The following is a 21,620-nucleotide window of genomic DNA, read 5'->3' on the forward strand; positions in this document are numbered from 1 at the left end:
TGGCCTTACGGGATCCGTTTGTTAGCCTGGGTGTGACACCGGCTCGATCCAAGCCCCCGGGCCCAACCTTTGTCGCTGCGAGCGACCACTTGCCGCGAGGCGAGCATGGCGGGCCGGTGTCACCTAACGTGTGAGAGGCCTGCGTCACCACGTGACGCAGGCCTCTTTCGTCGCCCAAACGCCTCTCGTATCGTGGAAGTGGTTTTCCGAAGTCGGCCCTTTCCCGTGAACAAAACGTCCGCAACCCGAGGCGGCTACCACGTACTCAGGGGTAGGTGCGACGATCGGACGGCATACCAGCGACACGGTGAAAGCAGAGGAAGTCGGCCATGGCAACGGCGCCCAGCGTCTCCTACTCGATGACGGTCCGGCTGGAGGTGCCCGCGAGCGGAACCGCGGTCTCCCAGCTCACCACGGCCGTCGAGTCCCACGGAGGCTCGGTGACCGGCCTCGACGTCACCGCGTCCGGTCACGAGAAGCTCCGGATCGACGTCACCATCGCGGCCACCTCCACCGCGCACGCCAACGAGATCGTCGAGCAGCTGCGCGGCATCGAGGGCGTCACGCTGGGCAAGGTCTCGGACCGTACGTTCCTCATGCACCTCGGCGGCAAGATCGAGATGGCGTCGAAGCACCCCATCCGCAACCGTGACGACCTCTCCATGGTCTACACGCCGGGTGTGGCGCGCGTGTGCATGGCGATCGCGGAGAACCCGGAGGACGCCCGCCGTCTGACGATCAAGCGCAACTCCGTTGCGGTCGTGACGGACGGCTCCGCCGTACTGGGTCTCGGCAACATCGGCCCGAAGGCCGCACTGCCCGTCATGGAGGGCAAGGCGGCCCTCTTCAAGCGCTTCGCCGGCATCGATGCCTGGCCGCTCTGCCTCGACACCCAGGACACCGACGCGATCGTCGAGATCGTCAAGGCGATCGCCCCCGGGTTCGCCGGCATCAACCTCGAGGACATCTCCGCGCCCCGCTGCTTCGAGATCGAGGCGCGCCTGCGCGAGGCCCTCGACATCCCCGTCTTCCACGACGACCAGCACGGCACCGCGATCGTCGTGCTGGCCGCCCTCACCAACGCACTTCGCGTGGTGGGCAAGGCAATTGAGAACGTGCGCGTCGTGATGTCGGGCGCCGGCGCGGCCGGTACGGCCATCCTCAAGCTGCTGCTCGCGGCGGGCGTGAAGAGCGCCGTCGTCGCCGACATCCACGGTGTCGTGCACGCGGGCCGCGAGGACCTGGTGGACGCCGCCCCGGACTCGCCGCTGCGCTGGATCGCCGACAACACCAACCACGAGGGCCTCACCGGCACGCTCAAGGAGGCTGTGCGCGGCGCCGACGTCTTCATCGGCGTCTCCGCCCCGAACGTCCTCGACGGCGTCGACGTGGCCGCCATGGCCGAGGGCGCGATCGTGTTCGCGCTCGCGAACCCTGACCCCGAGGTCGATCCTGCAATCGCCCGTCAGACGGCGGCCGTTGTGGCCACGGGCCGCTCCGACTTCCCGAACCAGATCAACAACGTCCTGGTGTTCCCGGGCGTCTTCCGCGGTCTGCTGGACGCCCAGTCCCGCACGGTCAACACGGAGATGATGCTGGCCGCCGCGACCGCCCTGGCGGACGTGGTGACCGAGGACGAGCTGAACCCGAACTACATCATCCCGAGCGTGTTCAACGACAAGGTCGCGGGCGCCGTGGCGGGCGCGGTGCGCACCGCGGCGAAGGCGGCCGGGGCGTCGGCCTCGGCGGAGTAGGCACACGCCGCCCTGTGTTGCGGCTGTGACGATTACCACGGTGGCCGGGACCGGCGCGTCGTGGAACCCCGGCAGCCCGGCCGCCCTCTATGGTGGCGGCCAGGCTCAGCCCCCCAAGGGCCCTGCGGTCCGTTACCGGCAGCGGACGGAGCGTCACCACGGTGAAGCAGTGGCGCTTTTCGTGTGACTCCCAAGGGTGTTCTCACGACTCCTACGGGTGCCGGATTGGCTTTCCCGCCGCAGGTAGGGGCAGGATGCGTCTTCGGGCGCGAGGGTCTGACGACGGACCCGGGTCCGGGGCCCCACCGAGGACCCTGGCAGCATCGGCTTCGCGTGCCCAACATGCGGCTCCGCCGCGTGGCACGCCTCAATGGCAAGAAGAACACGGGAGTAACAACATGAACCGCAGTGAGCTGGTGGCCGCGCTGGCCGACCGCGCCGAGGTGACCCGCAAGGACGCCGACGCCGTGCTGGCCGCGTTCGCCGAGACGGTCGGCGAGGTCGTCGCCAAGGGCGACGAGAAGGTCACCATCCCCGGCTTCCTGACCTTCGAGCGCACCCACCGTGCCGCTCGCACCGCGCGCAACCCGCAGACCGGCGACCCCATCCAGATCCCGGCCGGCTACAGCGTGAAGGTCTCCGCGGGCTCCAAGCTCAAGGAAGCGGCCAAGGGCAACTGACCTTGCCGTCTGTACACCACGGGACGGTGTGCGGCTCGTAAGAACGCCAATGGGGCGGCCCCCGGACTTCGGGTGCCGCCCCATCGTGGTTTTCGCCCACCAATGTCACCAATGGCCTCGAACGCCGGCCGGGCCGGGTGGTGCCGGCCGGGCTGCGCGTTTCCGGCTGATCCGGGTGGTGCTAGCCGAGCGCCTTGCCCGGCAGTTCCACCTTCGCGCCCAGCTCCACGAGCTTGTCCATGAAGTTCTCGTAGCCGCGGTTGATCAGGTCGATGCCGTGGACCCGGGACGTGCCCTGGGCCGCCAGGGCCGCGATCAGGTACGAGAAGCCGCCGCGGAGGTCGGGGATGACCAGGTCCGCGCCCTGGAGCTTCGTCGGGCCCGAAACCACCGCGGAGTGGAGGAAGTTGCGCTGGCCGAAGCGGCAGTCGGAGCCGCCGAGGCACTCGCGGTAGAGCTGGATGTGCGCGCCCATCTGGTTCAGGGCCGAAGTGAAGCCGAGGCGGGACTCGTAGACCGTCTCGTGGATGATCGACAGACCCGTGGCCTGCGTCAGGGCGACCACCAGCGGCTGCTGCCAGTCCGTCTGGAAGCCGGGGTGCACGTCCGTCTCCAGCGCGATGGACTTCAGCTGACCGCCGGGGTGCCAGAAGCGGATGCCCTCGTCGTCGATCTCGAAGGCACCGCCCACCTTCCGGTAGGTGTTCAGGAACGTCATCATCGACCGCTGCTGGGCGCCGCGGACGTAGATGTTGCCCTCGGTCGCCAGCGCCGCCGACGCCCAGGACGCGGCCTCCAGACGGTCCGGGAGGGCGCGGTGGGCGTAGCCGCCGAGCTTTTCGACACCGGTGATGCGGATCGTGCGGTCGGTGTCCATCGCGATGATCGCGCCCATTTTCTGCAGAACGCAGATCAGGTCCTCGATCTCCGGCTCCACGGCCGCGTTGGACAGCTCGGTGACGCCCTCGGCGAGCACCGCCGTCAGCAGCACCTGCTCGGTGGCGCCGACGGACGGGTACGGCAGCCGGATCTTTGTGCCGCGCAGCCCCTTGGGCGCCTCCAGGTACTGCCCGTCCGCGCGCTTCTCGATGACCGCGCCGAACTGCCGCAGCACGTCGAAGTGGAAGTCGATGGGACGGCCGCCGATGTCGCAGCCGCCGAGGCCCGGGATGAACGCGTGACCCAGGCGGTGCAGCAGGGGACCGCAGAAGAGGATCGGGATGCGCGACGAGCCCGCGTGGGCATCGATGTCGGCGACGTTCGCGCTCTCGACGTACGTCGGGTCGAGCACCAGCTCACCCGGCTCCTCGCCCGGACGGACCGTCACGCCGTGCAGTTGCAGCAGCCCGCGTACGACACGTACATCGCGGATGTCGGGGACATTGCGCAGCCTGCTCGGCGCACTGCCCAGCAGGGCGGCGACCATGGCCTTCGGTACGAGGTTCTTCGCACCGCGGACACGGATCTCGCCCTCCAGCGGGGTGCCGCCGTGGACAAGGAGGACATCGTCGTTGACGGTCATGAATCTCGCGTTCCGTGGAGTTGGGCAGGGGCCGAAGACGTAAGCGTAATGGCCGCGTACCCCCCTTCCGTAAGCCCAAGTACCTCCAAGCAACGTCATAGCTTTGCCACAACACGAACCGTGCGTAACCGGGCACATGGGGTTACCGGCCGGGCCGTGCGCCCGCGTCGCACCCGTACGCCCTGAGCTGCATTCACTCGCGTACCCGCATTGCCTCCCCATCCGAAGGCAAGATGCGGGATCATGTCTGGCATGACCGAGGTGTCCTCGCTCACAGGGCGGCTGCTCGTGGCCACGCCCGCCCTGGCGGACCCGAACTTCGACCGCGCTGTGGTACTCCTTCTCGACCACGACGAGGAGGGCTCGCTCGGTGTGGTCCTCAACCGCCCCACACCCGTGGACGTGGGCGACATCCTGGAGGGCTGGGCGGACCTCGCAGGGGAGCCCGGGGTCGTCTTCCAGGGCGGACCGGTTTCGCTGGACTCGGCGCTCGGTGTCGCGGTGATCCCGGGCGGCGCCACCGGAGAGGGCAGCCCGCTCGGCTGGCGGAGGGTGCACGGCGCGATCGGCCTGGTCGACCTGGAGGCCCCGCCCGAGCTGCTCGCCAAGGCGCTCGGCTCGCTGCGCATCTTCGCGGGGTACGCCGGCTGGGGGCCGGGTCAGCTGGAGGACGAGCTGGTGGAAGGGGCCTGGTACGTCGTCGAGTCGGAGCCCGGCGATGTGTCGTCCCCGGCGCCGGAGAGGCTCTGGCGGGAGGTGCTGCGCCGCCAGCGCAGTGAGCTGGCGATGGTGGCCACCTATCCGGACGACCCATCTCTCAACTGATACCTGTGCGCTTCAGTACCCTTGGCTGCATGAGCACTCTTGAGCCCGAGCGCGGTACTGGTACGGGGACCCTCGTAGAGCCGACACCGCAGGTGTCGCACGGCGACGGTGACCACGAGCGCTTCGCCCACTACGTCCAGAAGGACAAGATCATGGCGAGCGCACTCGACGGCACGCCCGTCGTGGCGCTGTGCGGCAAGGTGTGGGTACCGGGCCGTGACCCGAAGAAGTACCCCGTCTGCCCCATGTGCAAGGAGATCTACGACTCCATGGGCAGCGGCGGCGACGAGGGCAGCGACAAGTAACCGCTCTGCTCCTCCGCTGGGACCTGCAAGGCCTCCGGGCGCGCTTTGGCGTGCTCCGGGGGCCTTTGTCGTGATGTGCCGTTGCGGGGAGTGCGTCGGCCGGTCAAGGAGTGGTCGAGACCTCTTGTCGGCAGGTTCATGTTCTCCCTAGCCTCCAGTGTGTTGTGCACAGCGAAGCCGGCATTGCATATGCTGCAACACCCTGGAGGGTTGCTCCATGAAGCCGGCTGCGCCTCCAACCTCCCAGGACCCGGGCCGAGTTGATCGAGAGGTGAACCGACCGGCTTCCTCGGACAGCGGGAATTCGGCCGTTACTTCCTCAACAGCCTTCTCGGGGCGGGGCCGTGGCGACACGATTCCGCCTCTGTTTCCCGACCACCTTGTCGATCATGTTTCTGATCGCCGCGCATCGTCTTCTCGCTGCCCTTCGAGATCCGGATTCCGAGGTTTTGCGAGGGCCTTCGCGAGGCGTTGCGTGATGCCCGCTGTAAAGGACTGACGTGAAGGACTGACGTGATGGAACTGATTCCGGTGCCGCGGCACATCTCATGGAACGCCCCCGGCTACGGGAGCCTCGACGAGGAGACACGGCTGGAGGCGCGGCCCGGTACTGAGGGCGTCGCGCGCTGGCTGCGGGCCACGGTCGGCGCGGCGACGGGGCTGCCCCTTCGGGAGAACGGCGACTCCGACAACCGCATCGTGCTGAGCATCGAGCCGGGTCTGCCCCCGGAGGGCTATCGCGTCGTCATCGACGGCCATGCGCGCCGCATTCAGGGCGGCGACGCGGCCGGCGTCTTCTGGGGCGCGCAGACCTTCCGGCAACTGCTCGGCCCCGACGCGTTCCGGCGCGCTCCGGTACGGCCGGGTCAGGACTGGGACCTCCCGGAGGTCATCATCGAGGACAGCCCCCGTTTCCGCTGGCGAGGCCTCATGCTCGATGTCGCCCGGCACTTCATGCCCAAGGACGGCGTCCTGTGCTACCTGGATCTGATGGCCGCCCACAAACTCAACGTCTTCCACTTCCACCTCACGGACGACCAGGGCTGGCGTCTGGAGATCGAGCGGTACCCGAGGCTCACCGAGGTCGGATCCTGGCGTGCGCGCACCAAATTCGGCCATCGTGCCTCGCCGTTGTGGGAGGAGAAGCCGCACGGCGGTTTCTACACCCAGGACGACATCCGCGAGATCGTCGCGTACGCGGCCGAGCGGCATATCACCGTCGTCCCCGAGATCGACATACCCGGGCACAGCCAGGCGGCCATCGCCGCATATCCGGAACTCGGCAACTCGGACGTCATCGACACGGCCTCCCTCGGGGTCTGGGACGACTGGGGCATCTCCAAGAACGTACTCGCCCCCACTGACAACACCCTGCGGTTCTACGAGGGGGTGTTCGAAGAGGTCCTGGACCTGTTCCCCTCGGCGTTCATCCACATAGGCGGCGACGAGTGCGCCAAGGACCAGTGGCGGCAGTCCCCGGCCGCCCAGGCGCGCATCAAGGAGCTGGGGCTCGCCGACGAGGACGAACTCCAGTCGTGGTTCATCCGGCACTTCGACCGCCGGCTCGGCGACCGCGGCCGCCGGCTCATCGGCTGGGACGAGATCCTGGACGGCGGCCTCGCGGAGGGCGCGGCCGTGTCCTCCTGGCGCGGGTACGCGGGCGGGATCACGGCGGCTCGGGCCGGGCACGACGTGGTGATGTGCCCGGAGCAGCAGGTGTACCTGGACCACCGTCAGGACGGCGGCGCGGACGAGCCCGTGCCCATCGGGTACGTGCGCACCCTGGAGGACGTGTATCGCTTCGAGCCGGTTCCACCGCAGCTCACCGAGGAGCAGGCACGGCACGTGCTCGGCACCCAGGCCAACGTGTGGACCGAGGTGATGGAGGATCACGCGCGCGTGGACTACCAGACGTTCCCCCGGCTCGCGGCCTTCGCCGAGGTCGCCTGGAGCGCGCTGCCCGCGCCGGCCGACCGCGACTTCGCGGACTTCGAGCGGCGGATGGCCGCCCACTACCGCAGACTCGACGCCCTGGGCGTCGCCTACCGGCCCCCCGCCGGACCGCGGCCGTGGCAGCGGCGACCCGGTGTGCTCGGACGCCCGATCGAGGGTGCGCCCCCGAACGTGTGAGGCGCTGCCCGAGGGGCGGGCGACGGGCCGGACTCCCTGGAAACGTGCTCCGGCATGGGAAAAGTCGCACAAGAGTCATCGAAGACCGGCAATTCGCCCCCGGCGGCGATGTCATGGCAAAACGGACCATCCCCCTGGTGAGGGGGGCGAATGCCTCCTAGCGGACCCCCGCGTCGGGGGGCGGGGAAGATGTGCCAGAGTTGCCACGTCCGCCCTGTCAGCACGTACCGTACGGCAACACAGGTGGGACCAGGTGGTAGCGGGAAGGGGCAGCCGGTTTGACCACGCAGGCACCGCAGACGGCGCAGGCCGTGACCCTGCCCGCCTCGCTGGACGAGGCCGTGGCGGCACTCGCCGCCATGCCGGCCGCCGTTCCCGTCGCGGGCGGCACCGACCTCATGGCCGCGGTCAACTCCGGTCAGCTGCGGCCTGCCGCGCTGGTCGGTCTCGGCCGCATCAGCGAGATCCGCGGCTGGCAGTACCAGGACGGCCACGCGCTGCTCGGCGCGGGCCTCACACACGCGCGCATGGGGCGCCCCGACTTCGCGGCCCTCATCCCCGCCCTCGCGGCGGCGGCGCGCGCGGCCGGACCGCCGCACATCCGCAACGCCGGCACCCTGGGCGGAAACATCGCCTCGGCCGCGCCCACCGGGGACGCGCTCCCGGTGCTGGCCGCCCTGGAGGCCACGCTGATCATCGCGGGCCCGGGCGGAGCACGCCGGGAGATCCCGGTCTCCCATCTGCTCGCGGGCGTGGAGCTGCTGCGCGCCGGCGAACTCATCGGCTACGTGCGCGTGCCGCTGCTGCACGCCCCCCAGGTCTTCCTGAAGGCGACCGGGCGCACCGGCCCCGGCCGTGCCGTCGCGTCCGTGGCGCTCGTCCTCGACCCGGCCCGGCGCGGGGTGCGCTGCGCCGTCGGTGCCATAGCGCCGATGCCGCTGCGGCCCCTGGACGCCGAGCAGTGGGTGGCCCAGCTCATCGACTGGGACAACAACCGCACGATCGTCCCGGAGGCCTTGAACGCCTTCGGGGAGTACGTCGCCGCGGCCTGCATTCCCGATCCGGCCCCGGCGGAGGACGGCACCGTGGAACAGCTTCCGCCGGCCGTACTGCACCTGCGGCGCACCGTCGCCGCGTTGGCCCGACGAGCACTGGGGAGGGCACTGTCGTGACCGACGACCAGCACCCGGAGGGCACCCCGCAGCAGGGGACCCACGGCTCCTGGGAGCGGCTGCCGCAAGGGGACTACGACGACGGCGCCACCGCTTTCGTCCAGCTCCCCGAGGGCGGTATCGACGCCCTCCTCGCCTCCATCGACAGCCCGCTGGCCGCGCCGGGGCACGGCTATGTGCCCCCGACGTTCACCCCGTCCGCCGGCCAGGGCACCGACCCGGCGGGCGGCGGCGCCTGGGGCACACCCGCCGAGGGCACGCAGTGGCCCGACCCGGACGCCGCCCACCAGGAGGGCGCCGGCGACCGGTTCACGTACCACCCCGGTGCGACCGGGCAGTGGACCTTCGAGGAGGCCGGGGCCGCGCAGGAGGCTCCCGCGCCCGGGCACGACGTCACCGGGCAGTGGTCGATCCCCGTGGCGGGCGGTGATCTGCCGGACGAATCCGGCGAGTTCAGCACGTCGTCGCTCGTCGAGCAGTGGGGCGGCACCCCGCCCGCGACCCTGCCGGGCGGTGCGCCCGCCCCCTGGGTGACGGACGCGGCCGGAGAGCCGTGGTCGGACCGGACGCAGGAGACCGCCGCGGAGCCGGTCACCCAGGCGCCCGCGGAGGCCCCTGGAGAGCCGTCCGGCGGGTCGTACGAGGACATGCGGGCCGACGGGGCACCCGAGGCGCCCGAGGCCGCCCAGGAGCCGTCTGGGCCCGCCGATGTGGCCGACCCCGGAACACCGGCCCCCGGGCCGGCCGGGGAGCCCGCACCGGCCGTCGCCGGGACCGGGCCGGCCCCGGAAGCCGCCGACGCGCAGGAACCCGCGCCCCCGCACGACGAACACCCCCTGGTCTCGTACGTCCTGCGGGTGAACGGCGCCGACCGGCCCGTCACCGACGCATGGATCGGCGAGTCGCTGCTGTACGTGCTGCGCGAGCGGCTCGGCCTGGCCGGCGCCAAGGACGGCTGCTCGCAGGGCGAGTGCGGCGCCTGCAACGTCCAGGTCGACGGACGGCTCGTCGCGTCCTGCCTGGTGCCCGCCGTCACCGCCGCGAGCAGCGAGGTGCGCACGGTCGAGGGCCTCGCCGTGGACGGACAGGCCTCGGACGTGCAGCGGGCGCTCGCCAGGTGCGGCGCGGTGCAGTGCGGTTTCTGCATTCCGGGCATGGCGATGACCGTGCACGACCTCCTGGAGGGCAACCCCGCGCCCACCGAGCTGGAGACCCGCCAGGCCCTGTGCGGCAACCTGTGCCGGTGCTCCGGCTACCGGGGTGTCGTGGAGGCCGTCAAGGAAGTCGTCGCCGAGCGTCAGGCGCACACCGAGGCCGGGTCGGCAGCGGACGCCGAAGAGGCCCGTATCCCGCACCAGGCGGGCCCCGGGGCGGGCGGCATCCATCCCTCCGCGTACGAGAACGCGGCCCACAGCGAGCACCTGTACGGCCAGGACGGAGGCCAGGCGTGAGCAACGAAGCCGCCACCGCGACCACCGCGGCGGCCGCAACCGCCCCCGAGCCGCTGCCGCACGGCCTGGGCGCCTCCCTGCCGTCCGGCGACGCCCGCGCCAAGACCGAGGGCACGTTCCCGTACGCCGCCGACCTGTGGGCCGAGGGCCTGCTGTGGGCCGCCGTGCTGCGCTCGCCGCACCCGCACGCGCGCATCGTGTCCATCGACACCGGCCACGCGCGCGAGATGCCCGGCGTCCGGGCCGTCGTCACTCACGAGGACGTGCCCGCGGGCGCGCTCCACGGCCGTGGCACCGCCGACCGCCCCGTGTTCGCCTCCGAGGTCGTGCGCCACCACGGGGAGCCCATCGCGGCCGTCGCCGCCGACCACCCCGACACCGCGCGCATGGCCGCCGCCGCGATCATCGTCGAGTACGAGGTGCTCGACCCGGTGACCGACCCGGAGCAGGCCTTCGAGGCCGAACCGCTGCACCCCGACGGCAACCTGATCCGCCACATCCCGCTGCGCCACGGCGACCCGGACGCGGCGGGTGAGATCGTCGTCGAGGGCCTGTACCGCATCGGCCGCCAGGACCCCGCCCCGATCGGCGCGGAGGCGGGCCTCGCCGTGCCCCGGCCCGACGGCGGGGTGGAGCTGTACATCGCCTCCACCGATCCGCACGCCGACCGTGACCGCGCCGCCGCCGTCTACGGCCTCGAACCCGAGCGGGTGAAGGTCGTCGTCACCGGGGTGCCCGGAGCGACCGCCGACCGCGAGGACCCGGGCTTCCAGCTGCCGCTCGGACTGCTCGCCCTGAAGACGGGGTGCCCGGTCAAGCTGACCGTGACCCGTGAGGAATCCTTCCTGGGGCACGTCCACCGCCACCCCACCCTGCTGCGCTACCGCCACCACGCGGACGCCGAGGGCAATCTGGTGAAGGTCGAGGCGCAGATCCTGCTGGACGCGGGCGCGTATGCGGACACCTCCTCGGAGGCGCTCGCCGCCGCGGTCTCCTTCGCCTGCGGCCCGTACATCGTCCCCAACGCCTTCATCGAGGGCTGGGCCGTGCGCACCAACAACCCGCCGTCGGGCCATGTGCGCGGCGAGGGCGCGATGCAGGTGTGCGCGGCCTACGAGGCCCAGATGGACAAGCTCGCCAAGAAGCTGGGCCTCGACCCGGCGGAGCTGCGGCTGCGCAACGTCATGGCGACCGGCGACGTCCTGCCGACGGGCCAGACGGTTACCTGCCCGGCGCCCGTGGCCGAACTGCTCGAGGCCGTACGGGACCACCCGCTGCCGCCGCTCCCCAAGGACACCCCCGAGGAGGAGTGGCTGCTGCCGGGCGGCCCGGAGGGCGCGGGCGAACCCGGTGCCGTGCGCCGCGGCGTCGGCTACGGCCTCGGCATGGTGCACATGCTCGGCGCGGAGGGCGCGGACGAGGTCTCCACGGCCACGGTGAAGGTCCACGACGGCGTGGCGACAGTGCTGTGCGCGGCCGTCGAGACCGGCCAGGGTTTCGCCACGCTGGCCCGGCAGATCGTGCAGGAGACGCTCGGCATCGACGAGGTGCACGTGGCACCGGTCGACACGGACCAGCCGCCGGCGGGCGCCGGCTGCCGGGGCCGCCACACCTGGGTCTCCGGCGGCGCGGTGGAACGTGCCGCCAAGATGGTCCGTACCCAACTGCTGCAGCCCCTGGCGCACAAGTTCGGCATGTCGACCGAGCTGCTCCAGATCACCGACGGCAAGATCACCTCGTATGACGGAGTGCTGTCGACCACGGTCACCGAGGCGATGGACGGCAAGGAGCTGTGGGCCACGGCGCAGTGCCGCCCGCACCCGACGGAGCCGCTGAACGAGACGGGCCAGGGCGACGCCTTCGTGGGGCTCGCGTTCTGCGCGATCCGCGCCGTGGTGGACGTGGACATCGAGATGGGCTCGGTACGGGTCGTGGAACTGGCGGTCGCCCAGGACGTGGGCCGGGTGTTGAACCCGGCGCAGCTCGCCGCGCGCGTGGAGGCCGGCGTCATCCAGGGTGTGGGCATCGCGCTCACGGAGAACCTCCGCACGGCCCGTGGCCTGGTCCGCCATCCCGACCTGACGGGCTACTCCCTCGCGACGGCCCTCGACGCCCCCGACATCAAGATCGTCAGGCTGGTCGAGGAGCGGGACGTGGTCGCGCCGTTCGGGGCGAAGTCGGTCAGCGCGGTGCCCGTGGTGACGTCCCCGGCGGCGGTCGCGTCCGCGGTCCGCGCGGCGACGGGCCGCCCGGTCAACCGCCTGCCGATCCGTCCGCAGGCGGCGGTGGTGACGACCCAGTGAGCGATGCCTACGCCGGCACGGGCGGCGTGCACGTCGGTTGACGGACCTCGCTCCCGATGGACGGTGTGGTCCTCATCACAGGCGTCATGGCCGCGGGCAAGTCGACGGTGGCACAGCGCCGGCCGAGCGGCTGCCACGGGCGGCACACGTCCGGGGTGACGGCTTCCGGCGCATGATCGTCTCCGGCCGCGAGGAGTACGAGCCCGGGGCCGACGGCGAGGGCCTGGCCCAGCTCCGGCTGCGGTACCGGCTGTCGGCGGCGACGGCGGACGGGTACGCGCGGGCCGGGTTCACGTCGGTCGTGCAGGACGTGGTGCTCGGCCCGGACCTGGCGGCCTACGTCGACCTCGTCCGCACCCGTCCCCTGCACGTCGTCGTGCTCGCCCCGCGGCCCGAGGCGGTCGCGGCGCGCGAGGCCGGGCGGGCGAAGACCGGGTACGGGGCGTGGACGGTCGGGGAACTGGACGGCGCGCTGCGGGGGGAAACACCGCGGATCGGGCTGCGGCTGGACACCTCGGACCTGACGGCGGAGCAGGCGGTCGACGCGATCCTGGCCGGGCGGGAGCGGGCGCGGATCGGGTGAGGCCCTTGGGTTCTCCGGGGCGTGGGCGAGTTGAGATCGTGTGTTCCGGGCGTTGTCAGTGGCGCGGCGTATGGTTCGTCACGTCGGGGAGAGCCGTTCGACGGCAGGGGTGTCTCCTGCTCCGGGGATGCTCCGGGGATGCTCCGGGGACACAGCACGCGGGGGAAACAATGGGCACGACTGACGCCGGTGGCGTGATCACGCTGACCGATGAGGACCTGGATCCGTTGGTGACGCACGCGGAGACGCGGCGCCTGCTGACGGGTCGCGGACTGCCCTCCGGCAGCCCCGTGTTGGCGTTCGGGGCGCTGCGGGAGCGGCCCGCGCTGCGACGGGTCGCCGAGCTGGTGGACGACGCGGAGAAGCTCGCCGAGGAACTGCGTGACCAACTGGTCATAGGGGCTCTGCGCACCTTCGACCGCGACCTGGAGTCCCTCGTGCTGAACGGCGCCACGGGCGAGGTCTTCACGACGTACGTCCACCCGCGCAACCCCGGCCTGATGGACCTCTCGCCGCTCGCCCCTTCCCTGGAGGCGCTGCTGCGGTTCGCGGCCGCGACGGACGAACTGACCGCGTCCCGCGGCCGGTTCGCACCGCCGGAGTACGGCCCGAAGGCGGTGGCGGCGGCGTCCGAGCGGCTGACGTCGGTGTTCGCCGCGGGCGCCGAGGAGGACCTGGCGCCGTACTGGCGGATGGCGGCGCTGATCCGCCCCCTGGCCCGGATCGCACGCCCTGGCACGGGGCTCGCGCTGGACCTGCCGCCGCGCCTGCTGGACGAGGAGTTCGGCCCGGCCGCGCTGGTGCGCTTCGAGGACGTCGACTTCCCCGGCACGCTCACGCACGAGCCGACGCGCCGCTTTCTGAGCGAGGTGGGCCTGCCGGAGAACGGCTACTGGTACGAACTGGACACGGACGTGCCCCTGCCGACGCTGGCCGAGTACTACGCGGACCAGGACGAGTTCACCACGGACGACCTCCCCGAAGAGGCGGACCGCCTGATACGCCTCGGCTACCTGCTGGAGGACACGAGCCTGGTCATCGACGGCGCCACCGGGGCGATCCTGTGCTGGAGCGAGCCCGACGCGATCCTGCGCCCGCTCAACGCAGACATTTCGACCCTGGCGTTCACGGTCTGGCTGGTGCATCGGGAGAAGGCGCTCGACGAGGCCCACGACCTGACGGACGCGTACGAACAACTGGCCGCCACGATGGCCGAAACGCTCGCCGCGGTCGACCCGATCGCCTGCGACCCCACCCCGAGAACCCCCCAGGACGACGGCCGACGCTACTGGCCGGAGGCCTTCGAGGACCAGGCGGGCGGAGGGCTCTACGCCTAGCGCGTATACGGGCGGCTCTTCCGGCAGAAGCGAAGCTTCGGGACGAGCGAGAGACAAGGAGGCAGGCATTCACGCCTGCCTCCTTCGTCATGTCACCACATGGCAATCGGGCTCCCGTCCTGGCCCACACGGTTCTTGGGGACAGGGGAAGATTCCCTCCAGTCTCGTACATATCGTTTACCGCTTCCAGCGGCGATATCAACGGAACTGCTTGAGAACTCCAATCCTCCCATCAGTATCTCGATCAACCCGTCAATGTCCCCGCTGTAGTAGGTGAAATACGCACAGCGATACCTTGCGGTGAGTATGTCTTCTGCACGAAACTCCACGAAGTCGTCCGGGTGAAGAAAGGGCGCGCCACTGTGCGGACGCCACCGTGCCGTCCGCGAAAAAAGAGGGGGATGAAATGACGTTCGTGGTGGACATCACCATACTGGAGTCGGCTGACGACCCCTACATATACCCACCCCCGGGCTACTACAAGATCCCAGTCGACCTGAACCGCGGGGCCAGGGGTAGTTACCTCTACGTTGCTTACGCGCGAGGCGACAACGGCGACGGGATTCGTAGCCTGCATGTGTTGTCTCAGAAGTCGGCCGGTCCCCAGCCGCCAGACGGCTTCACAGCGCTCCCCACGGATCTCAACAAGGGCGCCGGCGGCCGTTTCATCTATCTCTGCTACAGCACGCGTCAGGATGCCGGAAGTCCCGTCACCGACCTGAACGTCATTGCAGGTTCCAACGCGGACCCGCCTGTCCAGGACGGATGGGTCCGCCTTCCGGTCGACTTGAACGAGGGGGCCGGCGGCGACTTCATCTATCTTGCCTATACCCGCAACTGATTACGGACGACGAAAGGGCGGCAACCCTCCGGAGGTGCCGCCCTTTCGTTTTCCCTGGACAAGGCAGTAGAGGCCGTGGCGGGAATCGAACCCACGTAACTCGCTTTGCAGGTAACTCACCCTCAGGTGGTGCGGACTCCAGAGTGACCTGCTGTGTAGTGGCTGGTCAACACGGATGCACTGCTGAGGCGACTTACACAGTGCTGCTGTCTCCCCGCTCATGGTGTCGGCTGGCTGCGTTGCCAGCCGTACCCCTGACTACCCAAGGCTCTGTGTGCCCCTGTGAGAGCCGTCCAGAGACCGCCTGGAGTGATGGGCCTGAGAAGGGTGTGAGGCCGCCAGAGAGCCACACAGGGCCGTCAAGCTAGGACAAGGACTGAGCGGGGGATGAGCAGGGCAGGGGCTGTGTCGGCATGGGGTGAGGAATGGTGGACCAATACCGAGAGGCATAAGGCCCCGCATGTGAATTGCTCGGGCCCTTCCTATTCATATCTACATCACGTTGCCGACCTGGCCCGGTGCTTTCCCCGTGGAATTACAGCCGTCTGCATCCCCGCAGGTCAGGGGATTCTCGAACGTGTTCAATTACTGGGCGACAAACCAGGACAGACCCGGGGTTATTTAACGGCCGGTGAGGGTGAGGGTGTGAGACCCCTTAGAAATTTCCCATAAAACTTGCCCTGCATAGGGTTGTCCATGTGCATCACTTGCCCCGCTGGACTTGCCTTGACTTGCCCAGGGTGGACAGTGCCACTCTCGAAACGTGGGAAAACTTTCTCGGGCAAGCGATTATCAGCTTCGGGAGTGTTGTTTCTCTGTGCTACGCCGTGGCTGTGAGCGATTAGCTCACACCCTTGTACTTTCCCCCCGCTGCACAGAGAAGGGCCGGGACGTCTCCGGCCCCTGTCCGTGGTTCTTCTACTCGACAGGCACACCCCTACCCCACAGTTCCTCTGCATGCTCGGAGAAGCGGGAGAACATTCCACCACTACCCATGGAGCGGAGGTGGAGTAGCGGGGAGTCGTGGCCAACCAGCCTGGCCAGGTGGGGTGTAACCAGTGCCTCATTGTCGAAACGGAATACCGATAGAGAGACGTGGTTCACTGCGTCGGGGGCAGAGGAGAAGCGAGACTCAATACCCTCCACTCCATCGAGCTTGGCCAGGTTCTCCAGGGTGATCCTGATTCGAGTGGAGACCGTGAGAGCTACGTCTTCGATCTGTTCTCGCTGCCTGGTTACCTCTCCGTTGGGGTCGCCGAGCAGGAACCTTACTCGGCACCCCTGCTGCGCTTTCCTGCGAATGGTCCCCAGGAAGTCTGGTAGCTGAGTCCACAGAAAGTAGTTCGTGTATCCGGCGAAGAACAGTTCCTTTGCGGAGTTCTCTGTCAGTTCTGACCAGGCCGTGGAAGGACAAGCGGAACGGTATGGGTAGCTGTGAACAATCTCCCTGTCCCCGCCCGTCTTAATCCGTTCCTTCACTGCCTTGGGCCAGATCATTTCTTCGTCCACTCCCAGTGCTTTGCAGGCATCCTCACGATTCCTCGGGTGAGGGATTAGGTCGGAGTCATTGATCCACCGCTCTACCGTCTTCCCCGATACCCCCACCTTCAGGGCCAACTTCCTCGGTGACAGACCGGCTGACTCCATAGCTGATCGTAGGGCAGTGTTCAAGGTCTCCCCCATGGACATCTAGGACGTCTTCAGAGGGTAGTCCTGGACGTCCCAACTGTCTTGAGTCCTGGCCAGATCCGACCTGTATGGGTGGCCATGGTGCGGGCATGGCAGACAGCGACGCTGAGACTCAGCTAGCAAACGCGTCCGGCCGAGCATTCGGCCGAGACGCTGAGACAGCACCACCCTTGGCAACCCTCCGCATCGGTGTGTACCGAGTGAACAGGGAGACGGGGGAGAAGACAGTCATCAAGCCGGCTCGGGCGTTCGAGGCAGGGGAAGTGCTCATGACTTCCGAGTACCCGCCCTGTCAGTGCTTTCTGTGCCAAGCCAAGAACAGATGAGACTGAGTGAACACAGAGAGATGGGCCGGGATATCCCCGGCCCTTTGTGTTGCTATGGGCTGGAGTTCTGTCATACTCCATCCGACACAAATGAATCACAGGGGTGGGATATGCAGAATCAGGGTGAGGGACGCGGTTGCCTTGGTGCACTACTCGGCATCGTCTTAGTAGTGGTGACTGGCTTCTTTCTGTCCCCGCTGGTGGGGGTGTTGACCGTCATCGGGGTTGCTCTTGCTTCCTCCCTCCCTTGGATAGATGACGGCATTATTCAAGGACTGAGTGTTGCAGCCTCCGTTCAGTACGCTCTACTCTTTCTCAATAATCTGGCTGGCATCCCAGTGCCTGACAGATTGGGGGGTGACAGTGTCGCTACGGCTTTCTGCTGTTTCGTGATGTTTGCAGTATTCGCAGGATCCCAGAAGCGAGACTGAGAAGGTTCTGAGAGTCGATGAGAGGGGCCGGGGATGACCCGGCCCTTTCTCATGCAGTGAGGTCGAGTTCAGTCTTCATCTTCTTGTACTGGGTGTAGACGTACGAGGGACTAACTCCAATCTCCTCTGCCAGTACCGCTGCCTTCTTCCCCGCCAGGAATCCATCCCTGATTGCCTGCTGGTTAGTGGTGAGTGGAGTGGAGTTCTTCACTACAGTCTCCTTCTTCGAGACTGCCTTAGTCACAGTCATCTCAGTTACCTGGTCACTAAGGCTCAGCTCAATCTCATGGAACTTCCTCCGGTACACAGGAGAAACCTCGGCAGCAAACACAAGAATGACGGGGGCAATGGAGTGCACTGCTACTCCCACCCAGTCTCCACCCGCTATTGAAGTCCAGGTGTTCAGGAAGAGTGAGGCCAGTCCAGTAGTCCACCGGAACCCAGTAGCCCAGTTACCAGACTCAACGCCATGTCTACTCAGAATGGAGTCAGCGGAGAGGGAGAGGACTAGGGCAGCATCCACAATCGACGGCAGCACCCATCCAGTCCACTTCCAGTGAGAGTGAGCAGAGACGAATGGTGCTCCGGTCATCAGGCTGAACAGGATTGCTCCGGCCGCTATGACCCACAGCATGGTGTCGACCAGTCGTCTGGTTCTCGTGATGGACTTCAGTTCACTGGTGGTCTCGGTCTGAATGGTGGTCTTGGAAAGCTCGGTCATCTTCATGGTGTGGTCTCCTAATCGGTTATGGGTACCCCGAGCCGGCTGACCCTTTGAATAGGGCTGGATTGGGATACATCTAAAGAGAGGTCTCGGTACGGCTGATACCGCTGGGAGGGCTTAGGTGATGGAGGCTCTACGGCCCTGGAGGGCACGCCTCCCACAGTGGTGCTAGGTGAAGTGATGCAGGCACTAAGCGGGGGACACAGGCCCTAACAGATCAGCGGGGAAGGATGAGCACGAACATCGGCAGGCAATGCCAGGGGCCCCACCAGGGGAAGGCATTGAATAGCCGTCTGTCTGGTGCCTCTGTCCAGCGGGGAGGAATGAGGGGAGAGGGCCACGACGACGTCGTCGGAGGAGTGGACCGGTTGACTGAGTACCTATTCGCGACGTTGGCACTCAGGTTTAGCGCTGGCCCCTTACTGCGTCTCTGCCTAACCGGTCATGCCCTGCGTACTGCCAGTGCCTCTGCTTCCCCCGCTTAGGGTTTGGTGAAGAGTGCTCCGGCTAGGGCCTACGCCTCTTCCATTCCCCGCGTAATGGGTTTGGTGGACCGTGGCACATCCGGCAGATTGCACGCAGCCGTAGCCCTAGCGTTAAGCGGCGTTAGCGTGCCTCATGCTGACTCGTGGTGCTCATGGATGGGAAGGAGGGAGAGACACCCGCTAGACGCTCGGTCTCCCCGTTCCCATGTCGTTGGTCCGTCAGGCCGAGGTGGGTATGGGAGGAGTGGACTGGGAGCGTCCTCCCACTACTGGTTTCAGTTGCTTGCTAGCTCTTGCTCTCATGTATATGGGGCAACTTTTCGAGCAAGCAAGCAAGTCTCAGCTAGCCAGAGTCCAGGTGGTTCCATCCTTCAGGACCCGCTTACCGAATCCACGCTTCTTGGACAGTGCGGTAACCCTGGCACTCTCGGTTCCGCCGAACTTGCCGACCACAGCCTTAGCCACATCGGCCTGAGTCATGCCCTGGCATTCAGCCACGATGAAGCTAGCAATGGCCGTCTCCTCGGTCTCCTGCGCCTGAGTCTTCTCCTCCTGCTGCTTAGCCTTCTCCTCCTTCTGCTGCTCTCGCTCCTGTGCCTTGGCCTCACGCTCTGCCCGGATCTCTTCCATGGACTTCTTCTCCAGCAGAGTGAACCTAGCTCCGGCCCCGTGGTGCAGCTTGTATCGAGTCTCGGGGGCGTTGTTGCTCTTGGTCTTCAGGAACACTTTGCCGTTGGTGCGGTAGATCTGAATGCGGCTCTTGCTGTTAGCGGTCCATGCGAATGAGCCGACAGGGAGACCGCTGGGCCCATTGACTCCAGTTTTGTCAGTCTCGTGGGCGATGATCAGCACAGGGATACCTGCCCTGGTGAAGAGTCGTACACCCTCGAAGAAGTCGTTGGTGGAGTTGTCGTCGCTCAGGCTTCCCCTGGTAAGGCCAGTCGCATTGTCGAGGATCAGGAAGTTGAACCCTCCTTCGGTCACCTCTCGGAACAGGTCATGCCACAGCTCGATACTCCTCATGCGGGGCATCTCGAAGAAGTCGGCTTCAATCTCCACATCCTCCGGAACAACCGTATGCACTCGATCGATGTGGTCCACGTCTGCGTCATCGTCAGAGATTCCAATAGCGATCTTCCAGTCCCGGTTCTCGATGTCCTCGCCCAGGAACTGAGTTTTGGTGACCATCGCTGCCATGAGTGCCGAGGTAAGGAAACTCTTGCCCACCTTGCTCTGTCCGAACAGAAGGGTGGTTGTGCTGCTAATCAGGCCGGGGACAATCCAGCCGGTCTGCTCTTTGGCTCGCACCTTAGCCTCAGCCCAGGATCGCCGGTTGAAGTTGTGTGCCTCTCGTTCCCCGCTGTAGTTGTTGTAGCTCATGCTCGTATCTCCATCTGTTGTGGTGGTGTGTGTCGGTCATGCGGTCCATAGCCCTCATCCAATCGGTGTGGTGTTGTTGGGAGGCTTGGTTCTGAATGCCTGAGCATCCATGGCGGGGGGCCGGTAATCTCCGGCCCCTCACCAAAGGGACTCAGTCAGTCATTCTGAAAGGGTCAGCCGGCTCGGGGTTCCCATTCAGTAGCTCAGGAATCTCTGTAGCTCAGCTATATCGTCTCCGCTCAGGGAATCCCAAGCGTTGTCAACCAAGACCTTCAGTAGTGGCAGGGCTTCACCGCCCTGCCCCAGGTACTCATCCCAGAGTTCCGTGATCTGCTCAGTCACTCTCGTTCTCCTTCAGCTTCTCCAGTAGATAGGTAGCGTTGCCCTGCCCCATGTGGTCCAGCTTCTGTATGTCGGCGGGGGAGAAGGTTCCACGCTCCATAGCGGTGAGCAGTACGGCGAGAAAGAACAGAGATGACTTCCTAGCTCCGGTCTTCCTGCCTCGCTCGACGTTCGCTGTTATCTCATCTCTCAGGTCTTCATCCCCGTTGTGGCGGACCATCTTGTCTGGGGTGACCCAAACCTTCGGTGCCATCGTTTCCAGTACCGTGACGATGCTCGGTATCAGGGTCTGTCTCTTGCGGTATGCCATTCGTCCCGCCTCTCAGTTGTCTTCCATGAGGTTGCGTGTCAGTCGCTCGTACCGTTCTGCCGAGATGATTACGGCTACCTCCTTGTGGTATCGGGTGAGCGTGATGGTCTCTCCACTTTCCGCCCGCCTGATCAGATCCGGGATGATGTGCCGTGCGTCGTTACTAGCTACTCGCATTGCTGCTCTCTCCTTGATTGGTTGTGGCGGCCTAGGCGGGGATGAAGGGGACCCCGCCCGGTGCCGCATCATGTGTTAGGTATCAGAACCAGGAGTTCAGTTTGTTAGCTGCGTTCTGCTGGATCATCTGCTGATTGATATCCCCGAACATCTCTCGGGCGTACTCACCCACGGTCCCTCGCTTAGAACTCCGCTCGTGCTTCTCAATCACGTAGTCATCGAAGTCACTGACGGCAGGATCAATCCCCTGTCCACTAGCCCACTCCAGTAGCGACGGATCGGGGTGGAATTCCTCCATGGCCCCCTGCACTCGGAGGTGACCCCACTTGCTTTGAATCACGGCTTCCAGGGATTCACCGCCCTTGAGGACTGCCAGCACCTGAACCGGGATGGATTGATTGGGCTTGCCGCTCAGAGTCTTCAGCCGCTTGAGTGTCGGGTCTCCGGTGTAGCCAATCTTCACGTTCCCGCTAGCCAGTCGAATGACATACGTCCAGCCGGGGGTGTGCTGCATATCAGGGTTGGCCTCACTGATAGCGGCAGCCAACTTCCGAGACTTCTCTCGGCCAGCCCAGAACAGATCCCAGGAATGGTCAGAGCACAGTGTCAGTGAGGGGCTGCCGGGTATGTGCCCCAGTTCCTTGGTCTGGCCCGGCTCATTGCAGTTGTCCATTACGCAGATGGTCATGATGTGTGGTCCTTACTGTGTGGTGTGGGGGCCGGACCGGGAAGATCTCCCGGCTGTGCCCCATAAACGTGTCTGTATGGGCTTCTGCCGGTCTGTCTCAGTAGCCCTGGTGTATCGGCGCCTACTCGGTCTCACGCAGCCTTGGGGGGGCTTACAGCGATTCCC

18 protein-coding genes and 1 pseudogene are annotated in these 21,620 nt (G+C 66.8%); 11 read left to right on the forward strand and 8 right to left on the reverse strand.

Annotated elements, in window-relative coordinates; all coding sequences use genetic code 11:
• Positions 1–329 precede the first annotated feature (329 nt).
• Both ABT186_RS25705 and ABT186_RS25710 read left to right on the forward strand, forming a co-directional pair.
• On the forward strand, positions 330–1,754 hold the full coding sequence (locus ABT186_RS25705) for an NAD-dependent malic enzyme (protein ID WP_351222057.1): 1,425 nt from the start codon (positions 330–332) through the stop codon (positions 1,752–1,754).
• A gap of 398 nt (positions 1,755–2,152) precedes the next feature.
• A complete protein-coding gene (locus ABT186_RS25710) occupies positions 2,153–2,434 on the forward strand; it encodes an HU family DNA-binding protein (protein ID WP_351222056.1) in 282 nt (93 codons plus the stop codon).
• Between the two features lie 181 nt (positions 2,435–2,615).
• Here the strand turns inward: ABT186_RS25710 and murA are convergent, their stop codons facing one another.
• Complete coding sequence (gene murA / locus ABT186_RS25715; RefSeq protein WP_351222055.1) at positions 2,616–3,956, reverse strand: UDP-N-acetylglucosamine 1-carboxyvinyltransferase; 1,341 nt, start codon at positions 3,954–3,956, stop codon at positions 2,616–2,618.
• Between the two features lie 252 nt (positions 3,957–4,208).
• On the opposite strand from murA, the gene ABT186_RS25720 reads away from it, so the two are divergent.
• The 9 genes and pseudogenes from ABT186_RS25720 to ABT186_RS25760 all read left to right on the forward strand — a co-directional run bounded on the left by ABT186_RS25720 (position 4,209) and on the right by ABT186_RS25760 (position 14,903).
• Positions 4,209–4,781, forward strand: a complete 573-nt coding sequence (locus ABT186_RS25720; RefSeq protein WP_351222054.1) for a YqgE/AlgH family protein — start codon at positions 4,209–4,211, stop codon at positions 4,779–4,781.
• Between the two features lie 29 nt (positions 4,782–4,810).
• The gene (locus ABT186_RS25725) at positions 4,811–5,086 is read left to right on the forward strand and encodes a DUF3039 domain-containing protein (RefSeq protein ID WP_351222053.1); all 276 of its coding nucleotides are present in this window, start codon (positions 4,811–4,813) and stop codon (positions 5,084–5,086) included.
• A gap of 516 nt (positions 5,087–5,602) precedes the next feature.
• Entirely contained in the window at positions 5,603–7,216 is a 1,614-nt protein-coding gene (locus ABT186_RS25730; RefSeq protein ID WP_351927014.1) for a beta-N-acetylhexosaminidase, read from the forward strand.
• Positions 7,217–7,494: 278 nt separating this feature from the next.
• On the forward strand, positions 7,495–8,388 hold the full coding sequence (locus tag ABT186_RS25735; RefSeq protein ID WP_351222051.1) for an FAD binding domain-containing protein: 894 nt from the start codon (positions 7,495–7,497) through the stop codon (positions 8,386–8,388).
• On the forward strand, positions 8,385–9,839 hold the full coding sequence (locus ABT186_RS25740) for a 2Fe-2S iron-sulfur cluster-binding protein (protein ID WP_351927016.1): 1,455 nt from the start codon (positions 8,385–8,387) through the stop codon (positions 9,837–9,839). The genes ABT186_RS25735 and ABT186_RS25740 overlap by 4 nt, the downstream gene beginning before the upstream one ends.
• Positions 9,836–12,142: a xanthine dehydrogenase family protein molybdopterin-binding subunit gene (locus ABT186_RS25745; protein ID WP_351233829.1), complete on the forward strand. Its 2,307-nt coding sequence runs from the start codon at positions 9,836–9,838 to the stop codon at positions 12,140–12,142. Before ABT186_RS25740 ends, ABT186_RS25745 begins: the two co-directional genes overlap by 4 nt.
• A 56-nt stretch (positions 12,143–12,198) precedes the next feature.
• Positions 12,199–12,725, forward strand: a pseudogene (locus tag ABT186_RS25750) (AAA family ATPase).
• Positions 12,726–12,895: 170 nt separating this feature from the next.
• Entirely contained in the window at positions 12,896–14,062 is a 1,167-nt protein-coding gene (locus ABT186_RS25755; RefSeq protein WP_351927018.1) for an SUKH-4 family immunity protein, read from the forward strand.
• Positions 14,063–14,468: 406 nt separating this feature from the next.
• Complete coding sequence (locus tag ABT186_RS25760; RefSeq protein WP_351927020.1) at positions 14,469–14,903, forward strand: hypothetical protein; 435 nt, start codon at positions 14,469–14,471, stop codon at positions 14,901–14,903.
• Positions 14,904–15,821: 918 nt separating this feature from the next.
• Here the strand turns inward: ABT186_RS25760 and ABT186_RS25765 are convergent.
• The 7 genes from ABT186_RS25765 to ABT186_RS25795 all read right to left on the reverse strand — a co-directional run bounded on the left by ABT186_RS25765 (position 15,822) and on the right by ABT186_RS25795 (position 21,455).
• Positions 15,822–16,550, reverse strand: a complete 729-nt coding sequence (locus tag ABT186_RS25765) for a helix-turn-helix domain-containing protein (RefSeq protein WP_351927021.1) — start codon at positions 16,548–16,550, stop codon at positions 15,822–15,824.
• Between the two features lie 848 nt (positions 16,551–17,398).
• A complete protein-coding gene (locus tag ABT186_RS25770) occupies positions 17,399–18,076 on the reverse strand; it encodes a hypothetical protein (RefSeq protein ID WP_351927023.1) in 678 nt (225 codons plus the stop codon).
• Between the two features lie 821 nt (positions 18,077–18,897).
• Complete coding sequence (locus ABT186_RS25775) at positions 18,898–19,938, reverse strand: AAA family ATPase (protein ID WP_351927025.1); 1,041 nt, start codon at positions 19,936–19,938, stop codon at positions 18,898–18,900.
• A 195-nt stretch (positions 19,939–20,133) separates the two neighbouring features.
• Entirely contained in the window at positions 20,134–20,280 is a 147-nt protein-coding gene (locus tag ABT186_RS25780; protein ID WP_275780461.1) for a hypothetical protein, read from the reverse strand.
• A complete protein-coding gene (locus ABT186_RS25785) occupies positions 20,273–20,590 on the reverse strand; it encodes a hypothetical protein (protein WP_351927027.1) in 318 nt (105 codons plus the stop codon). The genes ABT186_RS25780 and ABT186_RS25785 overlap by 8 nt, the downstream gene beginning before the upstream one ends.
• A gap of 12 nt (positions 20,591–20,602) precedes the next feature.
• On the reverse strand, positions 20,603–20,839 hold the full coding sequence (locus ABT186_RS25790; RefSeq protein ID WP_351233847.1) for a type II toxin-antitoxin system Phd/YefM family antitoxin: 237 nt from the start codon (positions 20,837–20,839) through the stop codon (positions 20,603–20,605).
• Positions 20,840–20,849: 10 nt separating this feature from the next.
• Positions 20,850–21,455, reverse strand: coding sequence for a GIY-YIG nuclease family protein (locus ABT186_RS25795; protein ID WP_351927029.1), 606 nt, complete (start codon positions 21,453–21,455; stop codon positions 20,850–20,852).
• Positions 21,456–21,620: the final 165 nt, after the last annotated feature.

The organism is Streptomyces sp. NPDC001634 (assembly GCF_040298185.1).
Classification (GTDB): domain Bacteria; phylum Actinomycetota; class Actinomycetes; order Streptomycetales; family Streptomycetaceae; genus Streptomyces.